The 23,461-nt window shown below is 71.9% G+C and carries 23 protein-coding genes and 1 pseudogene; 15 read left to right on the top strand and 9 right to left on the bottom strand.

What is annotated here, in order from left to right; genetic code table 11:
• Both scy and mce read right to left on the bottom strand, forming a co-directional pair.
• A partial coding sequence (gene scy, locus ABZ923_RS29520) for a polarized growth protein Scy (protein ID WP_361477366.1) occupies positions 1–3,036 on the bottom strand: 3,036 nt, incomplete at its 3' end.
• Between the two features lie 206 nt (positions 3,037–3,242).
• Positions 3,243–3,683, bottom strand: coding sequence for a methylmalonyl-CoA epimerase (mce, locus tag ABZ923_RS29515; protein WP_361477363.1), 441 nt, complete (start codon positions 3,681–3,683; stop codon positions 3,243–3,245).
• A gap of 149 nt (positions 3,684–3,832) precedes the next feature.
• Here mce and ABZ923_RS29510 point away from each other — a divergent pair, with 149 nt between their 5' ends.
• The 3 genes from ABZ923_RS29510 (at position 3,833) to ABZ923_RS29500 (ending at position 7,424) form a co-directional block, all read left to right on the top strand.
• Positions 3,833–5,032 carry an acetyl-CoA C-acetyltransferase gene (locus ABZ923_RS29510; protein WP_361477360.1) on the top strand — a complete coding sequence of 400 codons (1,200 nt, stop codon included), beginning with the start codon at positions 3,833–3,835 and terminating at the stop codon, positions 5,030–5,032.
• 51 nt (positions 5,033–5,083) lie between these two features.
• Entirely contained in the window at positions 5,084–6,040 is a 957-nt protein-coding gene (gene meaB / locus ABZ923_RS29505; protein WP_361477358.1) for a methylmalonyl Co-A mutase-associated GTPase MeaB, read from the top strand.
• A gap of 145 nt (positions 6,041–6,185) precedes the next feature.
• Entirely contained in the window at positions 6,186–7,424 is a 1,239-nt protein-coding gene (locus ABZ923_RS29500; protein ID WP_361477355.1) for an MFS transporter, read from the top strand.
• Between the two features lie 12 nt (positions 7,425–7,436).
• On the opposite strand, the gene ABZ923_RS29495 is transcribed toward ABZ923_RS29500, so the two are convergent.
• The 4 genes from ABZ923_RS29495 to ABZ923_RS29480 form a co-directional block, all read right to left on the bottom strand.
• On the bottom strand, positions 7,437–7,913 hold the full coding sequence (locus ABZ923_RS29495; protein WP_361477352.1) for a MarR family transcriptional regulator: 477 nt from the start codon (positions 7,911–7,913) through the stop codon (positions 7,437–7,439).
• A gap of 92 nt (positions 7,914–8,005) precedes the next feature.
• Positions 8,006–8,815, bottom strand: a complete 810-nt coding sequence (locus ABZ923_RS29490) for an AIM24 family protein (RefSeq protein ID WP_361477349.1) — start codon at positions 8,813–8,815, stop codon at positions 8,006–8,008.
• Positions 8,812–9,462, bottom strand: a complete 651-nt coding sequence (locus tag ABZ923_RS29485) for an AIM24 family protein (RefSeq protein ID WP_361477346.1) — start codon at positions 9,460–9,462, stop codon at positions 8,812–8,814. Before ABZ923_RS29485 ends, ABZ923_RS29490 begins: the two co-directional genes overlap by 4 nt.
• 1 nt (position 9,463) lies before the next feature.
• Positions 9,464–10,096 (bottom strand): AIM24 family protein, encoded by a 633-nt coding sequence (locus ABZ923_RS29480; protein ID WP_361477372.1) that lies wholly within the window; start codon positions 10,094–10,096, stop codon positions 9,464–9,466.
• A 154-nt stretch (positions 10,097–10,250) separates the two neighbouring features.
• Here ABZ923_RS29480 and ABZ923_RS29475 point away from each other — a divergent pair, with 154 nt between their 5' ends.
• From ABZ923_RS29475 to ABZ923_RS29455, 5 genes are all read left to right on the top strand, one after another.
• Positions 10,251–10,595: a DUF3817 domain-containing protein gene (locus tag ABZ923_RS29475; RefSeq protein WP_361477342.1), complete on the top strand. Its 345-nt coding sequence runs from the start codon at positions 10,251–10,253 to the stop codon at positions 10,593–10,595.
• Positions 10,592–10,885: an MTH1187 family thiamine-binding protein gene (locus ABZ923_RS29470; RefSeq protein WP_189891742.1), complete on the top strand. Its 294-nt coding sequence runs from the start codon at positions 10,592–10,594 to the stop codon at positions 10,883–10,885. The genes ABZ923_RS29475 and ABZ923_RS29470 overlap by 4 nt, the downstream gene beginning before the upstream one ends.
• A 147-nt stretch (positions 10,886–11,032) precedes the next feature.
• The gene (locus ABZ923_RS29465) at positions 11,033–11,782 is read left to right on the top strand and encodes a hypothetical protein (protein WP_361477339.1); all 750 of its coding nucleotides are present in this window, start codon (positions 11,033–11,035) and stop codon (positions 11,780–11,782) included.
• Positions 11,779–12,459: a DUF4166 domain-containing protein gene (locus ABZ923_RS29460; RefSeq protein WP_361477336.1), complete on the top strand. Its 681-nt coding sequence runs from the start codon at positions 11,779–11,781 to the stop codon at positions 12,457–12,459. The genes ABZ923_RS29465 and ABZ923_RS29460 overlap by 4 nt, the downstream gene beginning before the upstream one ends.
• A complete protein-coding gene (locus ABZ923_RS29455; RefSeq protein ID WP_361477333.1) occupies positions 12,456–13,130 on the top strand; it encodes a TetR/AcrR family transcriptional regulator in 675 nt (224 codons plus the stop codon). Before ABZ923_RS29460 ends, ABZ923_RS29455 begins: the two co-directional genes overlap by 4 nt.
• Here the strand turns inward: ABZ923_RS29455 and ABZ923_RS29450 are convergent.
• Positions 13,119–13,990: pseudogene (locus ABZ923_RS29450) on the bottom strand (transcriptional regulator); the annotation flags it as partial. The gene ABZ923_RS29455 and the pseudogene ABZ923_RS29450 sit on opposite strands and share 12 nt — an antisense overlap.
• 93 nt (positions 13,991–14,083) lie before the next feature.
• Between ABZ923_RS29450 and ABZ923_RS29445 the strand changes: the two are divergent.
• From ABZ923_RS29445 to ABZ923_RS29435, 3 genes are all read left to right on the top strand, one after another.
• Positions 14,084–14,593 (top strand): MarR family transcriptional regulator, encoded by a 510-nt coding sequence (locus ABZ923_RS29445; RefSeq protein WP_361477331.1) that lies wholly within the window; start codon positions 14,084–14,086, stop codon positions 14,591–14,593.
• A 43-nt stretch (positions 14,594–14,636) separates the two neighbouring features.
• On the top strand, positions 14,637–14,975 hold the full coding sequence (locus tag ABZ923_RS29440) for a DUF3817 domain-containing protein (RefSeq protein WP_361477328.1): 339 nt from the start codon (positions 14,637–14,639) through the stop codon (positions 14,973–14,975).
• A 75-nt stretch (positions 14,976–15,050) separates the two neighbouring features.
• The gene (locus ABZ923_RS29435) at positions 15,051–16,751 is read left to right on the top strand and encodes a methylmalonyl-CoA mutase family protein (protein ID WP_361477325.1); all 1,701 of its coding nucleotides are present in this window, start codon (positions 15,051–15,053) and stop codon (positions 16,749–16,751) included.
• Here ABZ923_RS29435 and ABZ923_RS29430 read toward each other — a convergent pair.
• Complete coding sequence (locus ABZ923_RS29430; protein WP_361477323.1) at positions 16,748–17,377, bottom strand: TetR/AcrR family transcriptional regulator; 630 nt, start codon at positions 17,375–17,377, stop codon at positions 16,748–16,750. The genes ABZ923_RS29435 and ABZ923_RS29430 overlap by 4 nt on opposite strands.
• Before the next feature lie 206 nt (positions 17,378–17,583).
• Here ABZ923_RS29430 and ABZ923_RS29425 point away from each other — a divergent pair, with 206 nt between their 5' ends.
• The 4 genes from ABZ923_RS29425 (at position 17,584) to ABZ923_RS29410 (ending at position 21,926) form a co-directional block, all read left to right on the top strand.
• Positions 17,584–18,555 (top strand): tetratricopeptide repeat protein, encoded by a 972-nt coding sequence (locus ABZ923_RS29425; protein WP_361477320.1) that lies wholly within the window; start codon positions 17,584–17,586, stop codon positions 18,553–18,555.
• A 622-nt stretch (positions 18,556–19,177) separates the two neighbouring features.
• Complete coding sequence (locus ABZ923_RS29420) at positions 19,178–19,816, top strand: DUF6230 family protein (RefSeq protein WP_361477317.1); 639 nt, start codon at positions 19,178–19,180, stop codon at positions 19,814–19,816.
• A 117-nt stretch (positions 19,817–19,933) separates the two neighbouring features.
• Positions 19,934–20,494, top strand: coding sequence for a DUF6114 domain-containing protein (locus ABZ923_RS29415; protein WP_361477314.1), 561 nt, complete (start codon positions 19,934–19,936; stop codon positions 20,492–20,494).
• Complete coding sequence (locus ABZ923_RS29410; protein WP_361477311.1) at positions 20,484–21,926, top strand: hypothetical protein; 1,443 nt, start codon at positions 20,484–20,486, stop codon at positions 21,924–21,926. The genes ABZ923_RS29415 and ABZ923_RS29410 overlap by 11 nt, the downstream gene beginning before the upstream one ends.
• Before the next feature lie 98 nt (positions 21,927–22,024).
• Here the strand turns inward: ABZ923_RS29410 and pyk are convergent, their stop codons facing one another.
• Positions 22,025–23,452 carry a pyruvate kinase gene (gene pyk / locus ABZ923_RS29405; RefSeq protein ID WP_361477308.1) on the bottom strand — a complete coding sequence of 476 codons (1,428 nt, stop codon included), beginning with the start codon at positions 23,450–23,452 and terminating at the stop codon, positions 22,025–22,027.
• Between the last annotated feature and the right edge of the window lie 9 nt (positions 23,453–23,461).

Genomic DNA, 23,461 nt, shown 5'->3' with positions numbered 1-23,461 from the left:
TTCGGCCTCGTGGCGGGCCTCGGTGATGAGGGTGTCGGCCTGGGTCGCCGCGTCGGAGCGGATGCGGTTGGCGTCCTCGCGGGCGTCCGCCCGGGCACGGGCCGCCGCCTCGTTGGCCTCGGTGAGCGTCTCCGACGCCTCCGTGCGGATCCGCTCGGCCTCGGCGGCGGTCTCCGCCTGCAGCCGCTCGGCGTCGGCGAGCGCCTCCGTGCGCACCCGGTCGGCCTCCGCGACGGTCTCGTTCTGGAGCCGTTCGGCCTCGTGGCGGGCCTCGGTGATGAGGGTGTCGGCCTGGGTCGCCGCGTCGGAGCGGATGCGGTTGGCGTCCTCGCGGGCGTCCGCCCGGGTACGGGACGCCGCCTGGTCGGCCTCGGCGAGCGCGTCCGACGCCTCGGTGCGCACCCGCTGGGCGTACTCGCCCGCGTCCGCGCGCAGCCGCTCGGCCTCGGCGATGGCCTCCGCCATCGTCCGCTCGGCCAGCGCCTTGGCGGCCTCCGACTCCTCGTTCGCCTCGCGCCGGACCCGGGAGGCGTCCTCGCTGGCCCGCTCCCGCTCGGCGTAGGCGTCGGCGCGGACCCGGTCCGCCTCCTCCTCGGCCTCCCGGCGGGTACGGTCCGCCGCGTGCTCGGCGGCCGAACGCAGCCCGGCGATCTCCTCCTGCGCCTGCTCGTGCAGCCCGGCGACGGAGTCCCGCACCTGCTGGGCGTGCTGCTCGGCGGCGGACACCATCTCCGTGGCCCGCCGGTCGGCCTCCTCCACCAGGCGGGTGGCCTCGGCCTGCGCCTCCTCCACGCGCTTGCGCGCGGAGGCCAGCAGTTCCTCGCTCTGCTCGCGGGCCCGCTGCCGTTCCTGGTCGGCCTCCTCGCGGGCGGCGCCGAGGAGCTCCTCGGCCTCGCGGCGGCGCCGGGCGGCCTCCTCCTGCGCGGCGGCCAGCGTCTCGGACGCCTCGGCGCCCAGCCGCTCGGCGGCGGCCTGCGCCTCGGCACGCACCCGGTCGGCGGTGTCCTGGGCCTCCGTCTTGAGCCGTTCGGCCTCGGTGGCGGCCTCGGTCCGCAGCCGTACGGCGATGGCCTCGCCCTCGGCGCGGGAGGCGGACGCGTCGGACGCCGCCTCGGTGCGCAGCCGCTCGGCCTCGGCCTCGGCCTGCTGCTGGAGCGTACGGATCCGCTCGGCGGCCTCGGTGCGCAGCCGCTCGGTCTCCTCGCCGGCCTCCCGGCGGATCCGGGACGCCTCCTCCCGGGCGTCGATCAGCGCCTGCTCGGCCGAGGCGAGCCGGTCCTGCGTCTCCGTCTGGAGCCGGGTCAGCTCCTCGGCGGCCTCCGCACGGCGGGCCTCGACGGCCTTCTCGGTCTCCTCGCGCAGCTCCCGCGCGGCCTTCTCGGCGTCCGCCTGGACCTTCTCGGCCTGCTCGGCGGCCTCCGCGCGCAGCCGCTCGGCCTCCTTGCGGGTGCGCTCCAGGGCCTCCTCGGCCTGCCGGCGCAGCGCGGTGGCCCGCTCGATGGCCTCGGTGCGGACCTTCTCGCTGTCGGCGGTCGCGCTGCGGCGCAGCTCGTCGGCGTCCGCCTTGGCCTTGGCCAGCAGCTCCTCGGCGGACTTGGCCGCCTCCTCGATCTGCGCCACCGCCTCCCGGCGGGCCTCGGCACGGATCGACTCGCCCTCGGCGACCGCGTCGGCACGCAGCTGCTCGGCCTCGCCGCGCAGCCGGCGGGCCTCCTCCTGCAGCTCGACCGTCTTGGCGCGGTACTCCTTGGTGTCGTCCTTCGCCGCGCCCTTGAGCTGCTCGGCGATGTCGTGCGCCTCGGCGCGCAGCCGGTCCGCCTCGGTCTCGGCCTCCGAACGGATCCGCTCGGCCTCCTCGGCGGCGGCCCGGGTGGTCTTCCGGGCGTCCTCGGACGCCTTGTTCAGGACCTCCTCGGCGGTCCTCGCCGCCTTCGACAGCTGGGTGGCCGTCTCCTCGGCGGTGATCGAGCGGGCCTTCTCGGCGGCCTCGGCGACGATCTTCTCGGCCTCGGCGCGGGCGTCCGCGACCAGCTGCTCGGCCTCCGACTTGGTGCTCTCGGCCTCCTTGGTGGCCTCCTCCACCAGCCGGGCGACCTGCTCCTTGGCCGTCCGGGTGCGGGTCTCGTTGGCGGCCTCGGCGCTGGCGAGGGCCTTGGCGGCGGCCTCCTTCGCCTCGGTGACCACCTTCTCGGCCTCGGCCTGCGCCTTGCGCAGTGCCTCCTCGGCCGCGGCCATCCGCTCCTCGGCGGCCCGGCTCAGCTCGGCGGCCTGCCGGCGGGCCGTGTCCGACTCGGTGACCGTGGCCGTCCGCAGCTGCTCGGCGTGCTCGGTGGCCTCCTGCGCCTGCGTGGAGGCGGCGTTCAGCAGCCGCTCCGCGTCCGTGCGGGCCCGGCGCAGGATCTGCTCGGCCTCCGTACGCGCCGCCTCGGCCTCGCTCTGCAGCCGCTCCCGGGCCTCCCGGGTCAGCCGCTCGGCCTCCGTACGGGCGGCGGCCATCGCCTGTTCGGCCTCCGCGCGGGACTCCTCCAGCAGCCGGCGGGCCTGCTGCTCGGTGCGGGCCCGCAGCTGCTCGGCCCAGGCCACGTTCTCGTTGACGTGCGACTCGACGGTGGCCCTGCGCTCGGCCAGCTCCTGGTCCAGCTGCTGGCGCCGGGTGACCGCCTCCTGGTGCAGTTCGGCCTGGAGCCGGGCGGCCTGCTCGGCGTGCTCCTGCAGGATCCGCTGGGTCTGCGCGCGGGCCTGGCTCAGCTCCCGCTCGGCGTCCTGGCGCAGCTGCTCGGCCTGCATCTGGGCGTTGCGGAGCAACTGCTCGGCCTGGTAGCCGATGTCACCCGCGTCGTAGGCGGGCCGGGTCATGAGGGTGCGCCGCGCCTCGTGCAGCTTGGCGCGCAGCACCTCGACCTGGTAGCCGAGGTCCTCGGCGTGCTGGATCGCCTTCTCCCGCTCGGTCCTCAGCCGTTTCATCTCGGCCTCGAACCGAGAGAGGTGGTCGACGTCAGCCGCCGGCTCTCGCTCCTGGCTCTCGTAGCCCCGCACTGCGCGGTCCCATCCGTCCCCTGGTCAGCTTCTGCAACGAGCTCCGTCCAACCGCCGAACGGGGCCCCCGGGGAATGGTGTCAGACAGACGGCGGAGCACGGGCTGCTGCCCCGACGCTCGCCCCCCGAAACCCGGACCCCGGCATGCGGTCGTCCCGGTGGAAGGGACGACCGCCCCCAACCCTACCGGCCCCTATGTACGGGGGTCAGTGCTCAGGTGACTCAACAGGGGCCGAAGTGACCAGTTCTGTCAGAACGCCATGGCAGTCCTTGGGGTGCAGGAAGGTGATGCGCGACCCCATGGAGCCGATCCGTGGCTCCTCGTAGAGCACCCGGATGCCCTTGCCGCGGATCTCCTCGGAGTCCGTGTCGACGTCCGCCGTGCCGAAGGCGATGTGGTGGACGCCCTCCCCGTTCTTGGCCAGCCACTTGCCGACCGCGGAGTCCTCGCGGGTCGGTTCCAGCAGCTGGAGGTAGGAGGCGCCGCCGTCCGAGGTCTCGTTGATCTTGAGCATGGCCTCGCGCACGCCCTGTTCCTCGTTGACCTCGGTGTGGAACACCTCGAAGCCGTACGTGGCCCGGTAGAACTCGACGGTCGCGTCGAGGTCGTGGCAGGCGATCCCGATGTGGTCGATTCGCGTCAGCATGGATTCAGTGCAGCGCTCCCGGGGTGGTTACGCAACGTGCGCGCGATCACACCGACAGGCCGGTGACGCCATGTCCAACCGCTCAGTACATTCGAAGTAAACCCTCGTTCACTCCTCGGCTGTGTGCAGCTGGAAGGGGATCGCACCTCATGTCTTCTGGAACGACCAGCTCGGTGATCGTCGCGGGCGCCCGGACGCCCATGGGGCGTCTGCTGGGCTCGCTGAAGTCCTTCTCCGGAGCCGACCTGGGCGGCTTCGCGATCAAGGCCGCCCTCGACCGTGCGGGGATCGGCGGCGACCAGGTGCAGTACGTCATCATGGGCCAGGTGCTCCAGGCCGGCGCGGGCCAGATCCCGGCCCGCCAGGCCGCGGTCAAGGCCGGCATCCCGATGAACGTCCCGGCGCTCACCGTCAACAAGGTGTGTCTGTCCGGCCTCGACGCGATCGCCCTGGCCGACCAGCTGATCCGCGCCGGCGAGTTCGACATCGTCGTGGCGGGCGGCCAGGAGTCCATGACCAACGCGCCGCACCTGCTGCCCAAGTCCCGCGACGGCTTCAAGTACGGCGCGGTGCAGATGCTCGACGCGATGGCCTACGACGGCCTGACCGACCCGTGGGAGAACATCCCGATGGGCGAGTCCACCGAGAAGCACAACACCCGTCTCGGCATCGGCCGCGCCGAGCAGGACGAGATCGCCGCCCTGTCCCACCAGCGGGCCGCCGCCGCCCAGAAGAACGGCCTGTTCGAGGCCGAGATCACCCCGGTGGAGATCCCGCAGCGCAAGGGCGACCCGGTGCTGTTCAGCAAGGACGAGGGCATCCGCGGCGACACCACCGCGGAGTCCCTGGGCAAGCTGCGCCCGGCCTTCGCCAAGGACGGCACGATCACGGCCGGCTCCGCCTCGCAGATCTCGGACGGTGCGGCGGCCGTGGTCGTGATGAGCAAGGCCAAGGCCGAGGAGCTGGGCCTGGAGTGGCTGGCGGAGATCGGCGCCCACGGCAACGTGGCCGGCCCGGACAACTCCCTGCAGTCCCAGCCGTCCAACGCCATCCAGCACGCCCTGAAGAAGGAGGGCCTGGACGTCTCCGACCTGGACCTCATCGAGATCAACGAGGCCTTCGCCGCGGTCGCCGTGCAGTCAATGAAGGACCTCGGCGTGTCCACGGAAAAGGTGAACGTCAACGGCGGCGCGATCGCGCTGGGGCACCCGATCGGCATGTCCGGCGCCCGGCTCGTGCTCCACTTGGCGCTGGAGCTGAAGCGGCGCGGCGGCGGTGTCGGCGCGGCGGCCCTGTGCGGTGGCGGTGGCCAGGGTGACGCGCTGATCGTGCGGGTCCCGAAGGCCTGAGGCCCCGTAGGTCTCGTGCAGCGGTACGTCGGTGAAGTGAACGGAGCTGTGATGCAGGACGTCTCCTCTCTGGTGGCCCAGGCCAGGGAAGGCCGGCCGCGGGCCGTGGCCCGGCTGATCTCCTTGGTGGAGGGGGCGTCACCGCAGCTCAGGGAGGTCATGGCGGCCCTGGCGCCGCTGACCGGCAACGCCTATGTGGTGGGCCTGACCGGCTCGCCCGGCGTCGGCAAGTCGACCTCCACCTCCGCGCTGGTCACCGCGTACCGCAAGCAGGGCAGGCGGGTCGGCGTCCTGGCCGTCGACCCCTCGTCGCCGTTCTCCGGCGGCGCCCTGCTCGGCGACCGGGTCCGGATGTCGGACCACGCCTCCGACCCCGGTGTCTACATCCGCTCGATGGCCACCCGCGGCCACCTCGGGGGCCTCGCCTGGGCGGCCCCGCAGGCCATCCGGGTGCTGGACGCGGCGGGCTGCGACGTGATCCTGGTCGAGACGGTCGGTGTCGGCCAGTCGGAGGTCGAGATCGCCTCCCAGGCGGACACCTCCGTGGTGCTGCTGGCCCCCGGCATGGGCGACGGCATCCAGGCGGCGAAGGCCGGGATCCTGGAGATCGGCGACGTCTACGTCGTCAACAAGGCCGACCGGGACGGCGCCGACGCGACCGCCCGCGAGCTGAACCACATGCTGGGCCTGGGCGAGTCCCGCGGCCCCGGCGACTGGCGCCCGCCGATCGTCAAGACGGTCGCGGCCCGCGCGCAGGGCGTCGACGAGGTCGTGGAGGCCCTGGAGAAGCACCGGGCCTGGATGGAGGAGCGGGGCGTCCTCGCCGAGCGCCGCAGGGCCCGCGCGGCCCGCGAGGTGGAGACCATCGCCGTCACCGCGCTGCGCGAACGCATCGGCGACCTGCACGGCGACCGCCGCCTGAGCGCCCTCGCCGAACGGATCACCGCCGGCGAGCTGGACCCCTACCGCGCGGCGGACGAACTGGTCGAGGGCCTGACGCAGGGCTGAGGGCTCGCCGTACCGGTGAGCGCGCTGCTAGCGTGACGGGCATGTTCCTCCTCCTGGCGTAGAGCGCACCCGGGATCGCGGGGCCGAGCGACGGCCACCGCGTCCTTCGGTGTCCCTCTTCCGCCCTAGCCAGGGGAACTTCCGCGTGTCCACGCACCTTTCGCGGCCCTCGTACGCCGCCGTCCTGCGCGTTCCGCATGCGCGCCGCACCTTCACCGCCGCCCTCACGGCCCGCCTGTCCTACGGCACGGTCGCCCTCGCGGTCCTGCTGTCCGTCTCCCGGGCCACCGGGTCCTGGGCGGTGTCCGGGACCGTGCTGTCCCTGTTCGGCGCCACGACGGTCTTCCTGATGCCGTTGCGGGCCTCGCTGATCGACCGGCACGGCCCGCGCCGGGCCCTGCTGCCCATGTCGGCGCTCTACGGCGCCCTGCTGAGCGTCCTGGCGGCCCTCACCTGGCGTCCGGGGGCCCCGGCCGCGCTCGTCGCCGTGTCCGCCGCCCTGGCCGGGGCCTGCGCGCCGCCGCTGGGCCCGACCATGCGCGCCCTGTGGTCGGAACTGGTCGCGGACCGGGACCTGTTGCAGCGCGCCTACAGCCTCGACGGCGTCGCCGAGGAACTGCTGTACGTCTCCGGTCCGGCGCTGGTCGGCGCGCTCATGGGCTTCGCCCCGCCGGCCGCCGGAATCCTGCTGAGCGCGGCCCTGAACGTGGCGGGCACCTGTGTCTTCGTCGGTTCCCCGGTGCTGCCCGGCCCGCGCCCGGCGCGCCGCCGGGAGCGGCCCGCCGCGGTCCGGGGCCTGCTGCCCCCGGTGGCGGTCGCGCTGGGCGTCGGACTGGCCCTCAGCTCCGCGGAACTGCTGGTCATGGCCTTCGTCACGGAACGTTCCCACGACCCCGCCCTCGTCCCCTGGGTGCTGGGCGCGCTCTCGGCGGGCAGCGCGCTGGGCGGCCTGGCCAACGGGGCGGTGCGGTGGCGTACGGCCGCCCGGGTCCGGCTGTGCCGGTTCGCGGCGGCCCTCGGGGTGGTCCTCGCCCTGGCGGGGCTGGTCTCCGACCTGTGGACCCTCACCGCCGTGATGGCCCTGGCCGGCGCGTTCATCGCCCCGGCGCTGACGACGGCGTACCTGCTGGCCGACGAGACGGCGGCGGAGGGCTCCCGGACCCAGGCCGGGGCGTGGGTGAACACCGGGGTGAACGCGGGAAGTTCCGCCGGGGCGCTGGCGGCGGGGCTGCTGATCGGCCGACTCCCGTTGTCCGTGTGCTTCGCCCTGGCGGGCGCGGCGGCCCTGGCCGCGGCGGGCGCGGCGGTCACGCGGCCGCGGGTGGGCGGCCGCGCGGTTCCCCGCGTCCCCGGGGAACCGCGAGCGAGTCGCCCGCCTGTGTGAGCCCGGCGAGGCTCAGGGGCGCCCCCGGTGCCCCCTCAGGTGCTCGGCGATCGGCTTGAGCGCCTTGTCCAGTTCCATCAGCGCATCCGGCGACAACAGGTCGATGAAATGCCGCCGCACCGATGCCACGTGGTGCGGCGCGACCTTCTTCATCGTCTCCATGCCGTGCTCCGTCAGCACGGCGTACAGGCCCCGCCGGTCCGACTCGCAGTTCTCACGGCGCACCAGGTTCGCGTTCTCCATGCGCGTGATCTGGTGCGAGAGCCGGCTCTTGGACTGCAGGGTCGCGGAGGCGAGGTCGCTCATCCGCATCCGCACGTCGTCCGACTCGGACAGGTTCACCAGGATCTCGTAGTCGTTCATTGTCAGGCCGAACGGCTGCAGATCTTTTTCGAGCTGGTACGTCAACAGCCTGTTGACCTCCAGGTGGGTGCGCCAGGCGCACTGCTCCGCATCGGTCAGCCAGCGCGTGGCCGTCTCGGTCTCCATGAATGAAGTCTACCTAAGAAGTTGAATGACGAACTACTTCGGGTGGTGTGACAGTGCGCACGCGTTCGATGTCACACTCCGCAGACTACCGCTCACAGCCCGAAGCGACGCTGGAGGTCCCCCAGCTGTCCGGGAAGGCGCGGTACGCCCGACGATTGCGGACCGTGTCCGCCCGGTGCCGTTCCGCCACCTCCGGGGACCCCCGGTTCGGGGGGAACGGCCCCCGTGGCCGGCTCGGCCATCAGGGTCTCCGTCGACTGCAGCAGGACCGTCCCGGCGCCCACGAACTCGAACTGGTGCTCCTCCCCGGAAACCCCGCCGAGGCCCGTCACTGCGCGTAGTCCGCCCAGTACACCCGCCATGTACCCGTGGTCGTAGTGATGGCACGGGGACGGACAGTCGGCCCACCCGACGAGCGCCTGGGGGTCGACCCGGATCGGAGGTTCCATGAACACCACCGGCCCGTTAGATGCGGCCACAAACTTCCCGGTTCCGATAAGGGTCAGAAAACCCGGCACGATCGATTGCTTGAGCGCGAGACTTGGCTGAAAACCGAGCAGATTGCCCGCGCGAATGGTCAAGTTCCCGTCGTCCAGGTCGTAGGAGTTGACGTCGAAGGCCCGGTCGGCCAGCAGCATCTTGCCGGAGCCCTGCGCCACGACCCAGTCGCTCGCGTGCAGTGGCGAATGGAACGACGTGCGGACAAGTCGGTCGAGTCGCCCGTGCCCGATGCCGTTGAACTCGATCGCCCCGTAGTAGGCGATCATCTTCCCCTTCTGGAGGAACCACTGCCCGCTCTTGAGCTCGACGCAGAAGGTGTACTTGTTCACGTTGTCGTCGGCCGGAAGGGTCACCGGGTCGTACACGACCGGTCCGGCGCCCGGCGTTCCGTAGGTGGTCACAGCTTCTCCTCCGACGCCTGGACGTAGACCGTGCCGTTGCCGCTCAGCTCCAGCTGGAAGGCCTCGCCGGAGCCGCGGCCCACCATGTCGCGCCAGCCCAGGGCGGTGGACAGCTTGTTGCGGACCTCGCCGTGGTGGGCGACGTAGGCCTGGGGGTCGACGTGCACCGGGCGCTGCGGGGTGACCGGGATCTCGAAGACGCCGCCGTGCGCCATCACGGCCACCGAGCCGTGGCCCTGGAGGGTCGTCGTGAACAGGCCCTGCCCGGTGACCTGGCCCCGGACCATGCCCATGACCCCGCCCTGCGAGCCCATGAACATCGTGCCCTGGCGCAGCGTGCCCTCGAAGGCGAGCAGCCGGTCGGCCTCGACGTAGAGCGTGTCGCCGGAGAGGGCGATCACATGGACGTGGTGGCCGCCGTGCCCGAAGAAGACCGTGCCGCTGCCCTCCACGGTCATCAGCGGGGTCGCCTCGCCGGCCACCCGGCGCCCGATCATGGACATCAGGCCGCCCTGGCCGCCCTGGACGTTGGGCGTGAAGGACACGTCCCCCTTGTAGGCGAGCATCGCCCCGCGCTGGCTGAACAGCCGCTGCCCCGGCACCACGGTCGCCTCGACCATCTTGGAGTTGATCTCTCGGAAGGTCATCTCACAGGTCCCCCGCGATCGTGTTCCGCTCGCTCGGCTGCACGTACACCAGCCCGTCGCCCTCGAACCGGATCTGGAACGCCTCGCCGCCGCCCTCACCGAGGAGCGTGCGGAACGTCACACCGGACTGGAAGGACTGCCGGACGTTGCCCTGATGGGCCACGTAGGCGCCCGGATCGACGATCAGCGGATACTGCGGGCTGACCCGCAGCACGACCGCCGGCCCGTCCGAGACGATCGCCGCCTGGCCGTGGCCCTCCACGGTCGTCGTGAACAGGCCGTTGCCCTGCGAGGCCCCGCGCAGCCCCGTGAAGGTCGTGCCCGTCCGCAGCCCCGCGTCCGTCGCCAGCAGGTTGCCCGCCTCGACGCAGAGCTTGTCGCCCTGGAGGGTGACCAGGTTGATCTCGGCCGCCCGGTCCGCGAACCAGCAGGTTCCGTGTCCTCTCACCTCCATCACCGTCATCTGCTCGCCGGTGAGCCGCCGGGTCACCATCCCGCGCAGCCCCTCGCCGCCACCGCTCAGCTTCTTGAAGGCCATCTGCCCGTCGTACGCGACCATCGAGCCGTTCTTCGCCTTGACGGCGTCCCCGGTCATGTCGACGGCGAGCACCTTGCTGCCCTGGAGTCGGAACATCGCCACGCTGCGAAAGTAGCGGCCCGGCAGGTGGACGGAACAGGGGCCATGGGTGGAGACCCACCCTGAGCGGACCCCTAGGGGCGCGGTTTGCCACAATGGGGGAACGCTTGTGCGTGCGTTCACAAACGATTACTCCCACCGAAGGTGACCCGTGGACATCAAGACCGCCACCTCCCTCCGCCGTCTCCGCCTGGTCTCGGCCCCGGAGGCCGTGTCCTTCCTGATCCTGCTCCTCTGCTCGGTGCTGAAGCGGACCACGGACTTCAACGCGGTCCCCGTGATGGGTGCGATCCACGGCGTCCTGTTCGTCCTGTACGTGATCTTCTGGGCGGACGCCTGGAACCGCACCAGGTGGCCGCTGGGGACGGCGGCCCTCTACTTCGTCCTCTCGGTGCTGCCGACCGGCGGCTTCTTCGCCGAGCGCAAGCTGCGCCGCGAGGCCGAGGACGCCGTCATCGCCGCCCGCGCCCGCCAGGAAGGAGTCGTGAACGCATGATCGTCGCCTTCTCCGTGACGCCCCTCGGCGTCGGCGAGGACGTGGGGGAGTACGTCGCCGACGCCGTGCGCGTGGTCCGCGAGTCGGGCCTGCCGAACCGCACCGACGCCATGTTCACCTCGATCGAGGGCGAGTGGGACGAGGTCATGGACGTCGTCAGGCGGGCCGTCGCCGCCGTGGAGGCGCGCGCCCCGCGCGTGTCGCTCGTCCTCAAGGCGGACATCCGCCCCGGGGTGACGGACGGACTCACCTCCAAGGTGGAGACCGTGGAGCGGCACCTCGCGCAGTAGCCGGCGCGCCCCGCCGGCCGGAACCCCGGTCCCCAGGGCCGGGGTTTTCTCGCCCCCGCTGTTTGAGCGATCGCTCAAAGACGGTGTAGGTTCACCGCCAGAGGATTTGAGCAGTCGCTCAAGCACCGTGCTCACGTGGGGGAACACATGGGTCTCTACATAGAGACGCACATCCGCGCCGACCTCGACGACCTGTGGGCCCGCACCCAGGACCCGGCCCGGCACCAGCGCTGGGACCTGCGCTTCACCGAGATCCACCACCTCCCGCGCGCGGAGGGCGAACCGCAGCGCTTCCGTTACGCCACCCGGGTACTGCCGTTCCTCACGGTCTCCGGCACCGGCGTCTCCGCGGGCGAGAAGGAGCGCCCCGACGGCACCCGCACCTCCGCCCTGCGCTTCGCCTCCCCGCACCCCCTCTCCCTGATCGCCGAGGGCAGCGGCTACTGGCGCTACGTCCCCGACGCGCACGGCGTCCGCTTCCTCACCGGCTACGACTACCGCCCCCGCTGGGGAGCCTTCGGCGCCCTGGCCGACCGCCTGCTGTTCCGCCCGCTCATGGGCTGGGCGACCGCCTGGTCGTTCGACCGGCTGCGGCTCTGGCTGGAGCGGGGCATCACCCCCGAGCGGGCCCTGGCCAACTGGCTCGCCGAACTGACCGCCCGCGCGCTCCTGCTCGCCCTGTGCGTGACCGTGCTGGAGCGGGGCTCGCTCCCGGGCCCCGCCGCCCTCGCGGACTCGATGGCCTACCTGTGCCCGCTGCTGCTCGTGCTCTGCGTCTTCCTTGCCCTGTTCAAGGCACCCCTCGCCGCGACCCCGGCCGCCCGCCGCTGCCTGCGCGCCCCCGCCACCCGGACCCGCGCGCCCCGGCTGCTGAAGACCCTGGAGAAGTACGGATGACGTCGATCTTCGAGACCGCGATGGGCCCGGACTTCCACCGCCTCCACCCGGCCCTGCGGCGCCGCTTCTCGGTCGGCCTGGCCGGCGGCGAGGCGTGCACCGGCCGGGGCCTGATGGACCGGATCTGGCACGGACCGGCGTTCGTCCGGCCGTTCCTCGCCCTCGGCGCCACCCGGAACATCCTCGTCCCGCGGGCCGGCCGGAACATCCCCTTCGTGATCGAGAACGTGCCGTACACCGACACCTTCGGCCGTGAGACGGTGAGCTTCGTGCGCACCTTCGACCTCCCCGGCCGTGCCCGCCGCTTCGACGCGCAGATGGTGCTCGACCCCCGGGGCGACCGCGTCCTCGACTACCTCGGCACCCACCAGCACCTCGCCAGCGAACTGCACTTCCGCGCCGAGCCCGACGGCTCCCTGCTGATCCGCTCCGGCGAACACCGGTTCCGGGAGGGGCCGGTGGACGTCCGGGTCCCCGAACTCGTCGGCGCCACCGCCGAGGTGCGGGAGTCGTACGACGACCGGGCCGGCCGCTTCCGCATCCGCGTGCGCGTGGTGAACCGCTGGTTCGGACCGCTTTTCGGCTACGAGGGCTCTTTCACCGCCTCGTACGGCGACGTCCGCGCGCGGGGCGTGCGGCCCGGGCTGCGGCCGGTGCGGGAGGAGGCGCGCGCATGAGCCCCGAGACGGCGAAGTCGCAGGAGACCAAGACGAAGCTGCTGGAGGGCGCCCTGCGGACGCTCACCGAACAGGGCATCGCCAAGACGTCGGCCCGGACGGTGGCGGCGGCGGCCGGCGTCAACCAGGCGCTCGTCTTCTACCACTTCGGATCGGTGGACGAACTGCTCGCCGCGGCCTGCCGGTACGGCGCAGAGAAGGCCGTGGGCCGGTACCGGGAGCGGCTCGCCACGGTGGGCTCGCTGTCCGAACTCCTCGCCGTCGGGCGGGAGATCCACGAGCACGAACGGGCCGGGGGCCACGTGGCGCTGCTCGGCCAGCTGCTGGCCGGGGCCCCGGCCCACCCGGCCGTCGGGCCGGCCACGGCCGCCGGTCTCCAGCTGTGGATCACCGAGATCGAGCAGGTGCTGCGGCGGGTGCTGGCGGCGACGCCGCTCGGGGAGTTCGCCGACCCGGTGGGGCTGGCCCGGGCCGTGGCGGCGGCGTTCGTGGGCATCGAGCTGTACGAGGGCGTGGACGAGGCCGGCGCGGGTGCGGCGTTGGACGCCCTCGAACAACTGGGGGCGCTGATCGGCGCGGTGGAGTCTCTCGGGCCGGTGGCCCAGCGGGCCGTGCGGCACCACCTGCGGCGGCGGGGCCCCGGGCCCGGCGGCCCCGGTTCACGCTCCTGACGCCAGTGCCATCCCCGGGGGCGTCCGTTCGTACAGCACCTGGTGGCCGCAGCGGCGGGTGGTCGGCAGGCCCGCGTCGCGCAGGGTCGTCAGGTGGGCCGACACCGAGGACGGGGCCGGGCCGAGGCGGTGGGCGAGGGTGCTGGTGGTCGCCGGTTCGGCCAGGGCGGTCAGGACCGTGGCGCGGTTGCGGCCCGGCAGGCGTACCAGGGTCTCGGGGGTCCGGGTGCCGGGGTCGGTCCACAGGCCGGCGAGCGCGCGGGCCGGGTGGACGATGGTGGGCTGCCACGGGGGCTCGAACCCCGTGACCACGTCGGGCCGGGAGAAGGCGCTCGGCATCGGCACCAGGCCCTGGCCGCCGAGGTCGCGCGCGTACTCGGTGTGCAGCGCGAGGGCCGGCGTGCGGCCGTTCCAGGACAGCCGGGGGTCCGGCTCCGGCAGCAGCCTGCCGAGGCCCACCTCGGCCGGCCGCCGCGAGTGGCAGGCCACGTCCGCGTCCAGCGGGGCGCGCAGCCGGGGCCGGTCCGGCTCGACCAGCACCCGCCAGGCCTCCTCCAGCAGGTCCGCCGGCTCGCGCACCCTCCGCGCCGGGTCCGCCGGCCAGGCCCGGCCGCGCGCGGACTCCGGCGCACCCGGCGTGCAGGCCGGCGAGCGGGCGGTGTCCTCGCGGGCCGCCTCGGGGTCGGACGCCCGGACGGCCGCGATCTCCTCCTCGAAGGTGGCGGCCGGCCCGATCGGCGGCGGCCCCAGCCGGTCCGGCGAGTGTCCCGCCGGGGCATCAGCAGCCACAGCGGGGCGAGGTCCAGCCCGGCCGCCGCCGCCCGGATCCGCCGCAGCCACGGCGCGTGGGCGGCATGGCGCCGACCGGGGTGGCCGCCCGTGCGGGAACGGCCGGCGACCGAAACCCGAGACAGAGCTGACCGGCATATGACCGGCCGGTAGGGTCTGAAGACGTGCCGAAGCCTCTCAGTCTTCCGTTCGACCCCATCGCGCGCGCCGACGAGCTCTGGAAGCAGCGCTGGGGAAACGTGCCGTCCATGGCCGCGATCACCTCGATCATGCGGGCCCAGCAGATCCTGCTCGCCGAGGTGGACGCGGTGGTCAAGCCGTACGGGCTGACGTTCGCCCGCTACGAGGCACTGGTGCTGCTCACCTTCTCTAAGGCCGGTGAGCTGCCGATGTCCAAGATCGGCGAGCGGCTGATGGTGCATCCCACATCCGTGACGAACACCGTGGACCGGCTGGTCAGGTCGGGGCTGGTCGCCAAGCGGCCCAACCCCAACGACGGCCGCGGCACCCTCGCCGTCATCACCGACAAGGGCCGCGAGGTGGTCGACGCGGCCACCCGCGACCTGATGGCCATGGACTTCGGGCTCGGGGTGTACGACGCGGAGGAGTGCCGGGAGATCTTCGCGATGCTCCGGCCGCTGCGGATCGCGGCACACGACTTCGACGAGGAGTGACCCGGGGCAAGATCTCCCGGAACGGGTGGTTACGCTCGACTCCATGAAAAAAAGCGTGCTGACCCGCTACCGCGTCATGGCCTACACCACCGGCGTGCTGCTGGTGCTGCTCTGCCTGAGCATGATCGCGAAGTACGGGCTCGACGTCGACGGTGCCGCCGACTTCACCCGGGTCGTCGCCATCGCGCACGGCTGGCTGTACGTCCTCTACCTGGTCTTCGCCTTCGACCTGGGCTCCAAGGCGAAGATGCCGGTCGGGCGCCAGCTCTGGGTGCTGCTCGCGGGCACCATCCCCACCGCCGCCTTCTTCGTGGAGCGGAAGATCAGCCGCGAGCTGGAAGGCCGGGTCGCCGACGGGGCCCCGGCCGTCGCCAAGGTCTAGCGGATACCGCCGTACGGATGCCGTGCGGCGGTCTGCCATCGACATTTACTAGGACGTCCTAGTAAATTCGAGGGTATGGACGCTCACGCCATCGAGGAGGGCCGCCGACGCTGGCAGGCCCGCTACGACGCCGCGCGCAAGCGCGACGCGGACTTCACCACGCTCTCCGGCGATCCCGTGGAGCCGGTGTACGGGCCCCGACCGGGCGACACGTACGAGGGATTCGAGCGGATCGGCTGGCCCGGGGAGTACCCCTTCACGCGCGGGCTCCATCCGACCGGCTACCGCGGACGGACCTGGACGATCCGCCAGTTCGCCGGCTTCGGCAACGCCGAGCAGACCAACGAGCGGTACAAGATGATCCTCGCCGCCGGCGGCGGGGGCCTGTCGGTCGCCTTCGACATGCCGACGCTCATGGGCCGCGACTCCGACGACCCGCGCTCGCTCGGCGAGGTCGGGCACTGCGGGGTCGCCATCGACTCGGCCGCCGACATGGAGGTGCTGTTCAAGGACATCCCGCTGGGGGACGTGACGACGTCCATGACCATCAGCGGTCCGGCCGTGCCCGTCTTCTGCATGTACCTGGTCGCCGCCGAACGGCAGGGTGTGGACCCGGGGGTGCTCAACGGCACCCTCCAGACCGACATCTTCAAGGAGTACATCGCCCAGAAGGAGTGGCTCTTCCAGCCGGAGCCCCATCTGCGGCTGATCGGCGACCTGATGGAGCACTGCGCGGCGGGCATCCCCGCGTACAAGCCGCTGTCCGTGTCCGGGTACCACATCCGGGAGGCGGGGGCCACGGCCGCGCAGGAGCTGGCGTACACGCTGGCGGACGGGTTCGGGTACGTCGAGCTGGGGCTCAGCCGCGGTCTCGACGTCGACGTCTTCGCCCCCGGGCTCTCCTTCTTCTTCGACGCGCACGTCGACTTCTTCGAGGAGATCGCCAAGTTCCGCGCGGCCCGGCGTATCTGGGCCCGGTGGATGCGGGACGTGTACGGGGCGAAGAGCGACAAGGCGCAGTGGCTGCGGTTCCACACGCAGACCGCGGGTGTCTCGCTGACCGCCCAGCAGCCGTACAACAACGTGGTGCGTACGGCCGTGGAGGCGCTGGCCGCCGTGCTCGGCGGGACCAACTCGCTGCACACCAACGCCCTGGACGAGACCCTCGCGCTGCCCAGCGAACAGGCCGCGGAGATCGCGCTGCGGACCCAGCAGGTGCTGATGGAGGAGACCGGGGTCGCCAACGTGGCCGACCCGCTGGGCGGTTCGTGGTACATCGAGCAGCTGACGGACCGGATCGAGGCGGACGCGGAGAAGATCTTCGACCAGATCAAGGAGCGGGGGCTGCGGGCTCACCCGGACGGGCGTCACCCGATCGGGCCCATCACGTCCGGGATCCTGCGCGGGATCGAGGACGGGTGGTTCACCGGGGAGATCGCGGAGTCCGCGTTCCGGTACCAGCAGGCGCTGGAGAAGGGTGAGAAGAGGGTCGTCGGCGTCAACGTCCACACCGGCTCCGTCACCGGGGACCTGGAGATCCTGCGGGTCAGCCACGAGGTGGAGCGGGAGCAGGTGCGGGTGCTCGCCGAGCGCAAGGCGGCGCGGGACGAGGCGGCGGTGCGGGGGGCGCTGGACGGGATGCTGGCCGCGGCGCGGTCCGGGGCCAACATGATCGAGCCGATGCTGGAGGCCGTGCGGGCCGAGGCGACGCTGGGCGAGATCTGCGGGGTGCTGCGGGACGAGTGGGGCGTGTACACCGAGCCCCCCGGCTTCTAGTCGCCCTCTGCCTGCTGGGCCGCCAGGCCCAGCAGGAGCAGCCGGGTGAAGGTGTGCACCCAGTTCTCGTCCGCCGGCTTGCCGCTCACCAGGGTGCGGTGGACCACCGCGCCCGCGACCACGTCGAAGATGAGGTCCACCGTGCGGGCGGACTCGCCCGGGTCCGGTTCCGGCGGGAGTTCGCCCCGCCGCTGGGCCCGGGCGCGGCCCTCCAGGACCAGGCGCATCTGGCGGTCCACGATGGAGGCGCGGATGCGTTCGCGCAGGGCGTCGTCACGGGTGGCCTCGGCGACCACCGCCATCAGGCCACTCTTGGCCTCCGGCCGGGCCAGGATCGCGGCGAACTGGAGCACGACGCCCTCGATGTCGGCGGCGAGGCTGCCGCGGTCGGGCAGTTCCAGCTCGTCGAAGAGTTCCGCGACGGCGTCCACGACCAGTTCGTTCTTGCCGGCCCAGCGGCGGTAGAGCGTGGTCTTGGCAACCCCGGCCCGCGTGGCGACGTCTCCCAGGGTGAGCTTGGACCAGCCGAGTTCGACCAGAGCCTCCCGGGTCGCGGCCAGGATCGCGGTGTCCGCGGCGGCGCTGCGCGGGCGTCCGGTACGGCTGGCGGGGGTGCGGCTCTGCATGCCACGACCATAACCGGCGGGATCTGTGCGGTCGTGAGGGAGATCACCGGGGTGTGGTGTCGCGGGGTGCCCTCATGGCATTACGCTACGGGTCGTAGCGAAAGCTCGTGAGGGACGTACACGGGCGACGACCGAGGCGTGGGGTGGGGACCCGGCGCCGCACATCGCTTTTTCACTCAGGCGCGGGATCGGGGGAGGATAGACGCATGCAGCCACGGAACATGTCCATGAGCGGTGTCGTCGACCTCGCCGCGGTGAAGGCGGCCCAAGAGGCCAAGGCCAAGGCCGAGCAGGCGCGCGCCGAAGCCGCCCGGCAGGGCGGGACGGGAGCCGTCTCCCCGGCCGATCTCGTCATCGACGTCGATGAGGCAGGGTTCGAGCGGGACGTCCTGCAGCGCTCCGCCGAAGTCCCCGTCGTTATCGACTTCTGGGCCGAGTGGTGCGAGCCCTGCAAGCAGCTGAGCCCGGTCCTCGAGCGGCTGGCCGTCGAGTACAACGGGCGCTTCCTGCTCGCCAGGATCGACGTCGACGCCAACCAGATGCTGATGCAGCAGTTCGGGATCCAGGGCATCCCGGCCGTCTTCGCGGTGGTGGCCGGACAGGCGCTGCCGCTCTTCCAGGGGGCGGCCGGCGAGCAGCAGATCCGGCAGACCCTGGACCAGCTGGTGCAGGTCGCCGAGCAGCGCTTCGGCCTGACCGGCCTGACCGTCGACCCGGAGGCCGAGCCGGGCGGTGCCGTCGCGGCCGCGGCGCCCGAGGGGCCGTACGAAGCCGCCCTGAACGCCGCCGCGCAGGCGCTGGACGCGGGCGACCTGGGCGGGGCGGTCCAGGCGTACAAGAACGTGCTGGCCCAGGACCCGGGCCACCCGGAGGCCAAGCTGGGCCTGGCGCAGGCCGAGTTGCTCCAGCGGGTGCAGGGTGCGGACCCGCAGAAGGTGCGCCAGGAGGCCGCCGAGAAGCCGAAGGACGTCCAGGCGCAGATCGCCGCCGCCGACCTGGACCTGGTGGGCGGTCACGTCGAGGACGCCTTCGGGCGGCTGATCGAGACCGTGCAGCGCACGGCGGGCGACGACCGGGACGCGGTACGGCGCCGGCTGCTGGAGCTGTTCGAGGTCGTGGGCCAGGAGGACCCGCGTGTGGTGGGCGCCCGGCGTGCCCTGGCACGCGCCCTGTTCTGACCAGTCGCTAAACGCCCCGGCATGTGGTGCCGGGGTGAAAGGTCTGCCGACGAGGCGTCACGAGGACCGCACTTTGCCAAATCTTGGTAATCGCGGTCGCTGTTACTGCGAGTAAACCGAGGCCGTTGATCTGTCTGGATTCGTCCAGGGATCAACGGCTTTGCTCTGCCCCGAGACGCCACCGAGAGTGGCTCTTCGAGACCGGCCGGTCGTCCTCCGGTTATCCGGCCGTTACTAGCCAGTAACGAACCCCCTTGTGTCCAGGCCGAGAATGCACCACGATCGGCGACGCTCGGTCCATTCCCGTACCCCGGCACCCGGTCGGGTCACGGGAGACTCTGGGTCCCCACCGAGCAGAGCCGACGGCAGTGGCGCCGGCTCTAGGGCAGGGGGGTCTTCGCCGGCCGGTGAAGCCTGTCCAGCAAGGTTGTGCGTGATGTGTGTCAGGCGCGACCAGTGGTTGTCGCTCGGGGGTGATCGCCGGTGATTCGGGCGCGGTTCGCGCCGCCGAGCGCGGGCGCTCTCCTTTCCGAGGACGTAGCACTTCTCCCATCCCTGCCTGGCTGAGCCGCCGATTGGGGCGAGTCCGGGCCAGGAGATGTACGTCCGAGAAGGAGGAAATATGGAGTCCCAGGTGCGTGGCGGGACCAGATGGAAGCGGTTCGCTGTGGTCATGGTGCCCAGCGTGGCCGCCACGGCGTGTATAGGTGTCGCCCTCGCGCAGGGCGCTCTCGCCGCCTCGTTCAGCGTGTCCGGCCAGTCGTTCAAGGTGTCGGCGGACCAGCTGGTCGGTACCGGCTTCTCGCAGTACGGCGCCATCGACAGCGGTTACACGATGGACGGCAAGAAGACGGCTCACCCGGTGGCCGTCTCGGCGTTCAAGCACGCCGAGATCACCAACCTGTGCCAGTCCGTGGTCACGCCCGACGTGCCGATCTTCGGCAACGTCAGCCTGATCCTGCGGGCCGGCGGCGACGGCGCCGAGAAGGTCCAGGCCGACAACATCTACATCGACGTTGCCGACCTCAGCGCCGACGCGACGTTCGACAACATCGACATCGGCGTGGCCGCCAAGGACGCCTCCAAGGGTCCGGGCATGAAGGGCGGCGGCGAGCAGGCCAACCCCTTCGGGTTCGCGCAGCAGGCCGACAAGGCCACGCTGAAGAACGTGAAGCAGACGGCGTGGGCGACCACCGCCGGCACCTTCAAGCTCAGCGGCCTGAAGATGTCGCTGTCGACGGGTGTCAAGGAGTGCTACTAGGCACTCGCTGACGGGCGGGGGAGCCGGTGGCGCCCCCGCCCGTCCACTCTCCGGCCGCGTTCTCACACGCGGCACACATCACCACCACAGCAACGCCGCACCAGGGAGCTGTTTTCCATGAGCGCCGAGACCCCTGCCGCCGAGCCCGGCCAGTTCACCCGCCGGAGGCTGCAGTTCCGCGCCTGGCGGGGCACGCGTCCGTTCTGGGCCGGTCTGTTCGTCATGCTCGGCGGCTTTCTCATCCTGTACTTCCCGTACGCACACCTGCAGCTCGGTCACCTCACGATGACGATGGGGACCCCCGGCGGCTCCAGTTCCCTGATCATCGGTGGGCTGCTCTTCGTCCTCGGGATCATCCTCTGGTTCCAGCAGCACATCCGGGTCTTCGGGGGCGTCGCGGCGATCCTGCTGGCGCTGGTGTCCATTCCGCTGTCCAACATCGGCGGCTTCATCGTCGGGTTCCTGAGCGCGCTGACCGGCGGGGCGATGGCCGTGGCCTGGTCGCCGGGCGCGCCCGCGCAGCCGCAGCCGCAGCCGCCGGCCGCCGCACCGGACGCCGGTGGTTCCCCCGTCGACGCGCCCCTGCCGGAGCAGCGCGTGTACGGACTGGACAAGCCGAACGACCTGTCAGGAACGAACCCGGCCAACGGGGCGAACGGGAGGCACAGTGCCGGCTGACGAGGTGACCCGCGGGACCGACGTGGACGGGTCCCGCGCGAGAACCGGGCCCCGCCACGCGGCCCCCAGGAAGCCCCTGTTCACCAGGTTCCACATGCCGGCCGGCAAGGCCATAGCCTCCGTGGCGATGCCCACGGCGGTGCTCATGGGCATGGGCTTCACCTCCACGCTCGCCCTCGCCGACAACAACGGCAGCCCGTCCCCGTCGACGTCGGCGAAGAGCCTGACGGCCGACGAGTACAAGGACTGCGTCAAGGCGCTGGACGGCGACAAGAACCCCTCGGCCTCGCCGTCGCCGTCCGCGTCGGAGAGCACGACGGCCACGCCGTCGCCGTCGGAGACCGCCGGCAGCGGCAAGACGCAGGAGTCGGGCAAGACCTCCACCCCGCAGTCGGGCTCCGACGGTGACACGGCGAAGCCCGAGCCGACCGCGACCTCCGGGTCCGGGTCCGGTTCCGGCGGGTCGGACTCCGGTTCGTCCGGCTCGGACTCCGGTTCCTCCGGCTCGGACTCCGGCTCCTCCGGCTCGGGTTCGGCCTCCGGCAGTGACACGGCCGCGCCGGCGCCCCCGGTGACCGAGGGCGGCGGCGGGAACGTCCTGGACACCATCGGCGACACGGTCGGTGACATCCTCACCGGCGGCAAGGACTCCGGCACGGCGTCGCAGACCGCGACCCCGGCGCCGTCCGCGTCGCAGTCGTCGGCCGCGGACACCTCCTCGACGGACACCTCCTCGACGGACACCTCGTCGAAGGGCACCTCGCCGGGCGGGAAGGACTCCGGGGCCTCGGACACCGTGAAGGACACGGCGAAGAAGGCCACCGACACGGTCGGGGACACGGTGAAGGACACCACCGGCACCGTCACCAAGGCCGGTGAGGACACCGCCAAGACGGCCGGGGACGCGACCGCGTCGGCCACGCCGAGCCCGTCCGCCAGCGAGTCGGCCTCCGCGGACGACTGCCCGGTCGCCACGGACGACGAGGGCGGCGTCGACAACAAGGTGCCGGTCGCGGACGACCCCTGGTACCTGAACGCCAGCTCCCTGCTCCTCAAGGGCGCCGACTACCAGGGCATCGTCAAGGTGAAGACGGCCAACGGCACCACCAAGAAGGTGCTGAAGTACGTCATCTCCGGCGGCACCGACATCGGCGACCTGCACCAGACGGTGCAGGACAAGCAGGCGGACAAGACCTACCACGTCCAGGCGGCCAAGGGCTCGACGTCCACCATCACCGGCGGCGACACGGTGATGTACACCCAGAGCATCTCGGGCAACCTGTTCGGGCTGATACCGGTGACGTTCAGCCCCGACAGCCCGCCCCCGCTGAACATCCCGCTGATCTACTTCACCAACGTCAAGGTGGTGCAGGCGGCCCAGTTCGGCGGCAACCTGCACGTGCCCGGCATGCACGTGTACACGACCGACTGAGCGGTCGCACAAGCCGGTTCGGGAGCCGCAACAACACCGAGGGCGCCCCCTGGGACAGGGGGCGCCCTCGGTGCCGTTCAGACCCCGTGCGAGGCGGGTCAGCCGCTCTGGCTGCCCAGGTGGTGGACGCGGAGCATGTTGGTGGTGCCGGGGACCCCGGGGGGCGAGCCGGCGGTGATGATGAGGGTGTCGCCCGCGTCGAAGCGGCCCAGCCTGGCGATCTCCTGGTCCACCAGGTCGACCATCTCGTCGGTGGTGTTCACGAACGGCACGATGTGCGACTCCACGCCCCAGCTGAGGGTCAGCTGGTTGCGGGTGCCCTCGTCCGTGGTGAAGGCGATGATCGGCTGGGTCGCCCGGTAGCGGGACAGGCGGCGCGCGGTGTCACCGGACTGGGTGAACGCGATCAGGCCCCGGCCGCCGAGGAAGTCGGCGATCTCGCAGGCCGCGCGCGCCACCGAACCGCCCTGGGTGCGCGGCTTCTTGCCCGGCACCAGCGGCTGCAGGCCCTTGGAGATCAGCTCCTGCTCGGCCGCGGTGACGATCTTCGACATGGTCTTGACCGTCTCGACCGGGTAGGCGCCCACGCTGGACTCGGCGGAGAGCATGACCGCGTCGGCACCGTCCAGGATCGCGTTGGCGACGTCGGAGGCCTCGGCGCGGGTCGGGCGGGAGTTGGTGATCATCGACTCCATCATCTGGGTCGCGACGATCACCGGCTTGGCGTTGCGCCGGCACAGCTCGATCAGGCGCTTCTGCACCATGGGGACCTTTTCGAGCGGGTACTCGACGGCGAGGTCACCCCGGGCGACCATCACGGCGTCGAACGCCGCGACGACGTCCTCCATGTTCTCCACCGCCTGCGGCTTCTCCACCTTGGCGATGACGGGGACGCGGCGGCCCTCCTCGTCCATGACGCGGTGCACGTCCTGGACGTCCTTGGCGTCCCGGACGAAGGACAGCGCGACCATGTCGCAGCCCATGCGGAGGGCGAAGCGCAGGTCCTCGACGTCCTTCTCGCTCAGCGCGGGCACGTTGACGGCCGCGCCGGGCAGGTTGATGCCCTTGTGGTCGGAGACGACACCGCCCTCGATGACGATCGTCTTCACCCGCGGGCCCTCGACGTCCAGGACCTTCAGCTCGACGTTGCCGTCGTTGATCAGGATTTGGTCGCCGCGCGAGACGTCGCCCGGCAGCCCCTTGTACGTCGTACCGCAGATGTGCTTGTCACCCGGCACGTCCTCGGTCGTGATGACGAACTCGTCACCGCGCTCCAGCTCGACCGGACCCTCGGCGAAGGTCTCCAGGCGGATCTTCGGGCCCTGCAGGTCGGCGAGGACGCCGATGGGACGGCCGGTCTCCTTGGAGGCGGCCCGGACGCGGTCGTACCGCGCCTGGTGCTCGGCGTGGGTGCCGTGGCTGAAGTTGAACCGGGCCACGTTCATGCCCGCCTCGATCATGGCGACGAGCATCTCGTGGGAGTCGACCGCGGGGCCGAGAGTACAGACGATTTTCGAACGGCGCATGGGGCGATC

It is taken from the genome of Streptomyces sp. NPDC046881 (genome assembly GCF_040645015.1).
Lineage (GTDB): Bacteria > Actinomycetota > Actinomycetes > Streptomycetales > Streptomycetaceae > Streptomyces.
This window is presented reverse-complemented; position numbering and strand designations above follow the sequence as displayed.